Raw genomic sequence first — 8609 nt, forward strand, 5'->3', positions numbered from 1 at the left:
CGCAAACCGGCGATACCCATCGCCGGTTTTTTGCTGCATTGCGAAGATAAAATCATACTTTTCCCGCCCTAGACGGTTGAAACCGCCGTCGTGTGAATTAATATAGGGGTGTCATTCATCGTCTCTGGCAAATCCATTTGCCATATCCGGTATCGTTGCCTTCGATTGTCCCGCCACGGAAGACATGTCATGCAGCGCCGGTAAATTCCGAGACCGCAGTTCAACGCCAAGCATCGGCACGTTGCCGGTGGGTCAAGTTACGAAGGTATTTCTCATGCACAGCTATCCCGACATCAAGCTTCTCATCAACGGCGAATGGCGCGACGCGCTTTCCGGCAAGACCATTGCCGTGTCCGACCCGGCGACAGACGAAATCCTCGGCAACATTGCACACGCTGAAAAGGCCGATCTTGATCTGGCGCTGGATGCTGCCGACAAGGGCTTCAAGGTCTGGCGCGAAACATCGGCCTATGAGCGGTCCAAGATCATGCGCAAGGCAGCCGACCTGCTGCGTGAGCGCAAGGACACGATTGCCTGGCTGATGACCCGCGAACAGGGCAAGCCGCTGGCCCAGTCCGCCATGGAAGTCATGGGCGCCGCCGACACGATCGACTGGTTTGCCGAAGAAGCCCGCCGCACCTATGGTCAGGTGATTCCTGCCCGCGCAACCGGCGTTTCGCAGCTCGCCATCAAGGTTCCGGTTGGACCTGTTGCCGCGTTTACACCGTGGAACTTCCCGATCAACCAGATCGTGCGCAAGCTGTCCGCAGCGCTCGCCGCCGGTTGCTCGATCATCGTCAAGGCTCCTGAGGAAACACCGGCATCGCCTGCTGAACTCATCCGCGCCTTCGTGGATGCAGGCGTTCCCGCTGGCGTTATCAACCTGGTCTATGGCGTACCCTCGGAAATCTCCGAATACCTGATCCCGCATCCGGTCATTCGCAAGATTTCCTTCACGGGCTCCACGCCAATCGGCAAGCATCTCGCAGCGCTCGCCGGCACGCACATGAAGCGCGCCACGATGGAACTGGGCGGCCACGCGCCTGTCATGATCTTCGATGATGCCAACATTGAAAAGGCCGTCGAAATCATGGCGATGTCGAAGTTTCGCAATGCCGGTCAGGTCTGCGTTGCACCGACACGCTTCCTCGTACAGGTGGGCGTTGCCAGCCAGTTCCTTGACGGCTTTGTCAAAGCCGCTGAAGCTGTCAAAGTCGGCAACGGTCTGGAAGATGGCGTCACCATGGGCCCCCTCGCCAACGAGCGTCGCATCCCGGCGATGGAAGCGCTCATTCAGGACGCCGTCACCAATGGCGCGGAACTGAAGACCGGCGGCAAGCGCATCGGCAACAAGGGCAACTTCTTCGAACCAACCGTGCTGGCCAACGTTCCGACATCTGCCAAGATCATGAACGATGAGCCGTTTGGTCCTGTTGCCATCGTCAACACGTTCAAGTCCTTCGATGACGCGATCTCGGAAGCCAACCGTCTGCCCTTCGGCCTTGCTTCCTTCGCCTTCACAGGCTCGGTCAAGACTGCCCACGAGCTTGGCCGTCAGGTCGAGGCTGGCATGCTGACCATCAACCACAATGGCCTTGCCCTGCCCGAAGTCCCCTTCGGCGGCATCAAGGATTCGGGCTACGGCACCGAAGGTGGTTCAGAGGCCGTTGGCGCCTATCTGGAAACACGCTTCGTCAGTCAGATGAACTGATTTTCGGCCGCCTTGAGCTGAAATTTTAAAGTCCGGCGTTTCACGACGCCGGGCTTTTCATTTGCAAAATTTCACGCATATCACTAAGAACAAAGAAGGAACTTCGGGGGAGGATACATGGCAGCGGCAAATGATACGGCAGCGCCAGCACTGAAGGAAATCTTCAACCGCGAGCGACTGCGATCTATCGCTTCTGAAACAAAAGCCGTTTATCCAGCCTTTGATGAAGAGGCGTTTCTGGCACTAGCCGAAGCCAACCTCGATACACTCGGTATCATGAAGCGCATGCGCCAGGTGGCCACCAGCCTTCATGCCACTCTGCGCGGCGACTATGTGCGCAACCTCGAAATCCTCGCATCACTGGCACCGCGCATCAACCACGGCTTTACCTCGATTTCCCTGTCGGAATATGTGGCACTCTACGGCCTGGAGCATTTTGATGCCTCCATGACAGCGCTGAAATTTTTCACGCGCTTTGGCTCGTCGGAATTCGCTATACGTCACTTTATCCTCGCCGATATGCCCCGTGCGCTGGCGACCATGGAGGAGTGGTCGCGAGATGAAAACGAACATGTGCGGAGATTGGCCAGCGAAGGCTGCCGCCCGCGTCTGCCATGGTCATTTCAGATCAAGGCGCTGATCGAAGATCCTTCGCCTGTCGCCACCATTCTTGAAAACCTCAAAAGCGACGATGCGCTCTATGTGCGCAAATCCGTGGCCAACCATCTGAACGATATCACCAAGGATAATCCGCAATGGGTTCTGGAGCGCATCTCCACGTGGCCCAAGGACAACAAGCATACCGCATGGATCATCCGGCAGGCGTTGCGAACCTTGGTGAAGAAGGGCGACGTTTCGGCGCTCGCGCATCTTGGCGCGCATGAAAAAGCGGAGATTGCGATAGAGGCGTTTCAGGTGACGCCAGATGCATTACCACTTGGCGGCGCTGTCCGGATTTCGGCATCGCTTCGCTCGAAATCCGGACAGCCACAGAAACTGGTGATCGACTACGCCGTTCACTACGTGAAGAAAGGCGGCGGCACCTCACCCAAGATTTTCAAATGGAAAGAGCTGAGCCTTCAACCGGAAGAGTGTTGCACACTCTCCATCAGCCGCGCCATCCGGGATTTCACAACCCGCAAGCATTATCCTGGCCTGCACCTGATACAGCTGATAGTGAATGGCGAGGCGTTGGCCGAAACGACGTTCGAACTCAGCGCTTAACCCGCCGGAAAAATCTTGGCGCGGCGAATGACGATGTGGCCGTGGTCACCTGCTTCAACGGTCGTTTCCGGGGGAACATCGAATTCCAGCAGATCGCCCTCCGTCGTCGAGGCGATGACGCGCCGGTCGCCTGCGCGGTCCAGCACGCGGGTCACCTGCGCCGGAATGCCATCATGCAGGTTTCCCCACTCCAGATCATTGGGGCGGGCGTAGATGTCGACCGGGCCGTCGCCCTGGCTATAGGCGAAGGGCACTTCGGCTGAACCGACGAAAACCTTGCCCGCGCGGGCGGTGCCGGAGATGCGGTTGGCATCGCCCAGGAAACGCATGACGAAGGACGAGTTCGGCTGGCGGCAGACCTCTTTCGGTGTGCCCTGCTGCACGATCTCTCCCTGGTTGAGAATGACCACGCGGTCGGCCAGATCCAGCGCCTCTTCCTGATCATGGGTGACGAAGATGGTGGTGATGCCGAGTTCTCTGTGGATTTCGCGCAGCCAGCGGCGAAGATCGCGCCGCACATTGGCATCCAGCGCGCCGAAGGGTTCATCCAGCAGCAGCACCTTTGGATCGACGGAAAGAGCACGAGCCAGTGCGACGCGCTGGCGTTGACCGCCGGAAATCTGCGAAGGGAACCGTTCACCCAACCCATCCAGCTTGACCAGCCGCAGCAACTCGTCAACGCGCGCATCGATGGCGGCCCTGTCGCGCTTGACCTTGGAGACCTTCATCCCGAAGGCGATGTTTTCGTGGAGCGTCATATGCGGGAAGAGCGCGTAATGCTGGAACACGAAACCGACGCCACGGTCGCGCACCGGAATGTTGGTGGCGTCCTCATCGCCGAAATAGATATGGCCACCATCGGTATATTCGAGCCCGGCGACCATGCGCAGGATCGTCGTCTTGCCCGATCCGGACGGACCGAGGAGCGCCAGCAACTCGCCGCTTTCGATATCCAGCGAGACATCGCGCACCGCACGAAAACGATCGAAGGTCTTCACCACATTTTCGAGACGGATTTTCATGCGCTAATCTCCGGTGCGGCAGCGGTTTTCCTCGCGCCACGGCCTGCCCCGCGCTTTTCCAGCGCGACCTTGGCAATGATCGTGACGACGGCGAGAGCCGCGAGGATGGATGCCGAGGCGAAGGCGCCAGCGGCCTGATAATCGTGATAGAGCAGCTCGATATGCAAAGGCAGCGTGTTGGTCTGGCCGCGAATATTGCCGGATACGATCGACACTGCACCGAACTCACCCATCACACGCGCGTTGCACAGCACGACGCCGTAGAGCAGCGCCCATTTGATGTTGGGCAGGGTAACAGACCAGAAGGTGCGCCAGCCGGATGCACCAAGCGATGTCGCCGCTTCCTCAAGATCACGTCCCTGCGCCTGCATCAGCGGGATCAGTTCGCGTGCCACAAAGGGGGCGGTCACGAACATGGAGGCCAGCACGATACCAGGCAGGGCAAACAGCACCTTGATGTCATAGGCCGCGAAGAACGGACCAAGCAGGCCTTGCAAACCGTAGACGAAGAGATAGGCGACGCCTGCCACGATGGGCGAGATGGAAAAGGGAATTTCGATGAGGACGAGGAGAAAGCGACGGCCTCTGAAATCGAATTTGGTTATCGCCCAAGCGGCGGCAATGCCGAAGGCGGTATTGACCGGCACCGCAATCAGCGCCGTGATCACCGTCAGCATGATGGCGTGGCGCGTATCGGGGTGATTGATGGTCGCCGTATAGGTCTTCCACCCCTGAGAGAAGGCTTCGACGCCGATGATCAGCAAGGGCGCGACGACAAGCAAGGCACCCATGATCAGAACGAAAGCAATCAGCGAGCGGCGCACGAGAGGTGCGTCACCCACGCGAGGCGGCTTACGGCGAAGGGAATGAGCACTCATGGGTTAGCTCCTCCCCGTATAACGCATGGCACGCGTTTGCAGAACATTGGTGACGGCGAGCATGACGAAGGCCGTGAGCAGCAGCACCGAGGCGATCGCGGCTGCAGCCTGATAATCATATTCCTCCAGCCGGATGAAGACGAGAAGCGACGTGATCTCGGTTGAAAACGGCTGATTGCCGGCGATGAAGATGATCGCGCCGAACTCGCCAAGGCTACGGGCAAAGGACAGCGACAGGCCAGCCAGAATGGCAGGTGTCAGCAGGGGTAGAATAACCTTTCGGAAAATCTCGAAATCCGAGCCACCCAGAGACTGCGCCGCCTCTTCCAGCGCCGGGTCCAAATCTTCCAGCACAGGCTGCACCGTACGCACGATGAAAGGAAGGCTGGTAAAGGCCATGGCGATGATGATGCCAAGCGGGGTGTAAGCCACCTTGATACCGGCATGGGCAAGGATCGAGCCGAACCAGCCGTTTCCGGCAAACAGGGCCGTCAGTGCGATGCCCGCGACAGCGGTGGGCAGCGCAAACGGCAGATCAACGATCGCATCGACGATACGGTAGCCCGGAAAGCGGTAGCGGGTCAGCACCCATGCCAATGCGAGGCCGAAGACGACATTGAACAGCGTGGCCACAAGAGCGCACAGCACGGTGACGCGGTAGCTTGCGACGGCGCGCGGTGACGAGATGATGGCCCAATATTCGGCAGGGCCCAGACTGGCCGCCTTGAACACCAGTGCGGCCAGCGGCAGGACGACGATGATGCCGACATAGAGAAGGGTCACGCCGAGCGACAATCGCAGCCCCGGCAAAACATTGCGTCTCAAACCCGTCCCCTATCATGCAAAAGCGACCCGGCGGGAGGCCCACCGGGTCAAGCGAACCCAAAATCAGCAATTAACGGCTGCCGTAAAGCGTATCAAGCACGGCACCGGATGCGAAGTGCTCTGTCTGGATCTTGTCCCAACCGCCAAAGACATCGTTGACATTGACGAGGCGTATCTGTGGAAACTGATCCTTGAATTCGCCCGCGACCTTTTCATTGTGGACGCGGTGACCGAACTGCGCGGCAATGCGCTGGCCTTCCTCGGTGTAGAGGAAATCGAGATAGGTCTTTGCCAGTTCACGCGAACCCCGCTTGTCGACCACCTTGTCCACGACGGCCACGGGGAATTCCGCGAGAAGGCTCACCGATGGAACGACACTTTCGACTTTGTCCTTGCCATATTGCTTGGCGATACCACGTGTTTCAGCCTCGAAAGTGATCAGCACGTCGCCCACTTCACGCTCGACAAAGGTTGTGGTGGCAGCGCGGCCTCCGGTGTCGAAGACAGGCGTGTTGGCAAAGATCTTCTTGATGAAGTCCTCAACCTTGGCTTCGTCGTTGTTGAACTTTTCCTTCGCGAACGCCGTCGCTGCCAAGTACGTGTAACGGGCGTTACCAGATGTCTTGGGGTTGGGGAAAACGAGCTTCACATCGTCCCGGACAAGATCGTCCCAATCCTTGATGTTCTTGGGGTTTCCAGCACGAACGAGGAAGGACGGAAACGAGTAGAAGGGCGATGCATCATTCGCGAAACTCTTCTTCCAATCGGCAGAAACGAAGCCCTGCTTCACCAGAAAATCGATATCCGTCACCTGGTTGAAGGTCACGACGTCGGCTTCCAGACCCTCGACGATGGCGCGCGCCTGCTTGGATGTTCCCGCATGCGACTGATCGACGGTTACGCCCGGATGCACCTTGACGAAGGCTTCGTTTTCGGCGGCAAAAACCTCACGCGCCACGTCATAGGACGCGTTGAGAAGCGTTTTCGGCTCCTGCGCCGAGGCAGAGGTCGACAGAAGCGCTGCGACAGCAGCACCGATAAGCATGATCCGTTTCATGGAATTCCCCACAGCACAAATTGTACCGGCAAGATAAGGAAGCGCTATTCAAGCTGCGAGGAATGGCGCTACGCACCGCAAGTGGATTTTAGAATGTTTTGCTGCAGCGACAGTCGAAGTCGAACATATGTTTCGCGCCGCAAAAATCACAGGCGATGATCGCGAAACAGGGGCGGTTCTGTGGCAACAAAATATCGATCAAGCTGCGCATCACTGACCTGCGCCAAGGTGTCGGGACGCCATGAGGGCTGGCGATCCTTGTCGATGAGCGCCGCACGCACGCCCTCGTAAAAATCATGGTTGCGCAACACCGCGCAACCCGCAACGAATTCACGTTCCAGACACTCGACCAGACCAGAACTCTCCCGTCCCAGCCGCAAAAGGAGCAAGGTCAGCTTGAGGCTGGTCGGCGAGCGCGAGTGCAGGGCTTTGAGCGTCTCTCGTGCGAAATCACTCTTGGTCGATGCCAAGGCATCGATGATATCGTCAACCGTGTCGAAGCCGAACGCCGTATCGATCTCGCTCCGGTGAAAACACAGAAAACCGTTTTCTTCCGGCCTGCTGGAAAAACCTTCGATGACGGCACCGATATCAGCGGCAAACGAGACCTTAGCCAGTGCATGCACCAGCTCCGGCAGTCGGTGGGACGCGACATGATAATCGGCAAGACCCGCATAGATCGCGTCGGCTGCGCCGATCTCGCGCCCGGTCAGTCCAAGCCAGCAACCCACTTCGCCTGGTGCCCTGGGCAAAAGCCATGTCGCGCCGACATCGGGGAAATAGCCGATGGCAGTTTCCGGCATGGCGAGGCGGGTGCGTTCCGTGACGATCCGATACCGGCCATGGGACGAAATACCGACGCCACCGCCCATGACGATGCCATCCATCAGCGCGATATAGGGCTTGGGATAATGGGAGATCGTGTCATTCAGCGGAAACTCATCCCGCCAGAATCGGGTGCGGTCCATCTCGCCAGCTGATTTCATGGCATGGATCTGGCGCACATCGCCGCCAGCACATAAACCGCGCTCCCCCTCGCCGGATAAAATCACGCATGTTATGGCGGCATCGCGTGCAAAAGCGTCAAGCCCAGCCTTCATGCCTGACACCATTGCCTGGTTGAGACTGTTGATGGCTTTCGGTCTGTTGAGGCGGATCAGACCGGCATGACCGCGTGTTTCGACGATGACCTCATCTGTCGTTGAGCTCTGCTGCACCATGTCTCCTCCTCAAAAGCATTGCGCTGCAACAGCAATGTGGAGGACGAAGGAACTTCACGCAACATTTATCGTTGGGTATGCAACACCGGAAGCAATCGAATGTTTGAAATTGCTCGACAAACAGGAATGCCAGAGCTCTTGCAGTGCAGCAAATTAACTTGACGCCCCTGAGAATCATGGCATGTAATATTTTGGTAAAATACCGGCGCGCTCATTTTTTTTAAGCGTTGCAGCCGGCGCATTCAGACAGCCATCCCATGGCTGATGACATTCTAACGGGAGATAGAAATGCCGGTTTCAGAAAATGATTGGATCAGCAAACGCGCCTACACCCTCTGGGAAAAAGATGGGCGTCAGCATGGGCGTGATGCCGACCATTGGGAGCAGGCCAAGCAGGAATATGCACTGTTGCAGAACTCGAAGGCCACCAAGCCAGCACACCGCAAAAAGGCAGATGTGAAACTGGCCCTTGCTACCGAGGCCGCCAAACCAAAGACCAAGTCCCGCAAGTCAGCGCAGAAATAAGTGTCCTCCCACGCAAATGACACGCCAACCAAAAAGCCCCGCAAGCGGGGCTCAGACTGCTGACAAACCCGCCGATTTTTGTCGGTGGGTTTTTGCGTTTTTGGGCTTCTCGTTCAGGTGGTGTTTTCGCGAGCTGGATGGCGCAAT

8 protein-coding genes are annotated in these 8609 nt (G+C 57.9%); 3 read left to right on the forward strand and 5 right to left on the reverse strand.

The annotated features are described in order from the left end of the window. Positions 1 to 274 precede the first annotated feature (274 nt). On the forward strand, positions 275 to 1711 hold the full coding sequence (locus tag GGQ73_RS10700) for an NAD-dependent succinate-semialdehyde dehydrogenase (protein ID WP_183896117.1): 1437 nt from the start codon (positions 275 to 277) through the stop codon (positions 1709 to 1711). 117 nt (positions 1712 to 1828) lie between these two features. Next, positions 1829 to 2935, forward strand: coding sequence for a DNA alkylation repair protein (locus tag GGQ73_RS10705; RefSeq protein WP_183896119.1), 1107 nt, complete (start codon positions 1829 to 1831; stop codon positions 2933 to 2935). Here the strand turns inward: GGQ73_RS10705 and GGQ73_RS10710 are convergent. The 5 genes from GGQ73_RS10710 to GGQ73_RS10730 all read right to left on the reverse strand — a co-directional run bounded on the left by GGQ73_RS10710 (position 2932) and on the right by GGQ73_RS10730 (position 7937). Beyond that, a complete protein-coding gene (locus tag GGQ73_RS10710) occupies positions 2932 to 3957 on the reverse strand; it encodes a sulfate/molybdate ABC transporter ATP-binding protein (RefSeq protein WP_183896121.1) in 1026 nt (341 codons plus the stop codon). The genes GGQ73_RS10705 and GGQ73_RS10710 overlap by 4 nt on opposite strands. Continuing rightward, positions 3954 to 4835 (reverse strand): sulfate ABC transporter permease subunit CysW, encoded by an 882-nt coding sequence (gene cysW, locus GGQ73_RS10715; protein ID WP_183896123.1) that lies wholly within the window; start codon positions 4833 to 4835, stop codon positions 3954 to 3956. Before cysW ends, GGQ73_RS10710 begins: the two co-directional genes overlap by 4 nt. 3 nt (positions 4836 to 4838) lie before the next feature. Continuing rightward, entirely contained in the window at positions 4839 to 5660 is an 822-nt protein-coding gene (cysT, locus tag GGQ73_RS10720) for a sulfate ABC transporter permease subunit CysT (RefSeq protein ID WP_183896125.1), read from the reverse strand. A gap of 70 nt (positions 5661 to 5730) precedes the next feature. After that, a complete protein-coding gene (gene cysP / locus GGQ73_RS10725) occupies positions 5731 to 6717 on the reverse strand; it encodes a thiosulfate ABC transporter substrate-binding protein CysP (RefSeq protein WP_183896127.1) in 987 nt (328 codons plus the stop codon). Positions 6718 to 6863: 146 nt separating this feature from the next. Continuing rightward, positions 6864 to 7937, reverse strand: a complete 1074-nt coding sequence (locus GGQ73_RS10730; protein WP_183896129.1) for an enoyl-CoA hydratase/isomerase family protein — start codon at positions 7935 to 7937, stop codon at positions 6864 to 6866. Between the two features lie 288 nt (positions 7938 to 8225). On the opposite strand from GGQ73_RS10730, the gene GGQ73_RS10735 reads away from it, so the two are divergent. After that, on the forward strand, positions 8226 to 8462 hold the full coding sequence (locus GGQ73_RS10735) for a DUF2934 domain-containing protein (RefSeq protein ID WP_183896131.1): 237 nt from the start codon (positions 8226 to 8228) through the stop codon (positions 8460 to 8462). Positions 8463 to 8609 lie beyond the last annotated feature (147 nt).

The sequence above is a fragment of the Rhizobium skierniewicense genome (genome assembly GCF_014196515.1).
In the GTDB taxonomy this organism is placed as follows: Bacteria; Pseudomonadota; Alphaproteobacteria; order Rhizobiales; family Rhizobiaceae; genus Agrobacterium; species Agrobacterium skierniewicense.

Excerpts from the sequence above, each read along its gene's own strand:
- GGQ73_RS10735 (WP_183896131.1), top strand. The coding sequence starts at position 8,226 with ATGCCGGTTTCAGAAAATGATTGGATCAGCAAACGCGCCTACACCCTC.
- GGQ73_RS10705 (WP_183896119.1), top strand. The coding sequence starts at position 1,829 with ATGGCAGCGGCAAATGATACGGCAGCGCCAGCACTGAAGGAAATCTTC.
- GGQ73_RS10700 (WP_183896117.1), top strand. The coding sequence starts at position 275 with ATGCACAGCTATCCCGACATCAAGCTTCTCATCAACGGCGAATGGCGC.
- cysP (WP_183896127.1), bottom strand. The coding sequence starts at position 6,717 with ATGAAACGGATCATGCTTATCGGTGCTGCTGTCGCAGCGCTTCTGTCG.
- GGQ73_RS10730 (WP_183896129.1), bottom strand. The coding sequence starts at position 7,937 with ATGGTGCAGCAGAGCTCAACGACAGATGAGGTCATCGTCGAAACACGC.
- cysW (WP_183896123.1), bottom strand. The coding sequence starts at position 4,835 with ATGAGTGCTCATTCCCTTCGCCGTAAGCCGCCTCGCGTGGGTGACGCA.
- GGQ73_RS10710 (WP_183896121.1), bottom strand. The coding sequence starts at position 3,957 with ATGAAAATCCGTCTCGAAAATGTGGTGAAGACCTTCGATCGTTTTCGT.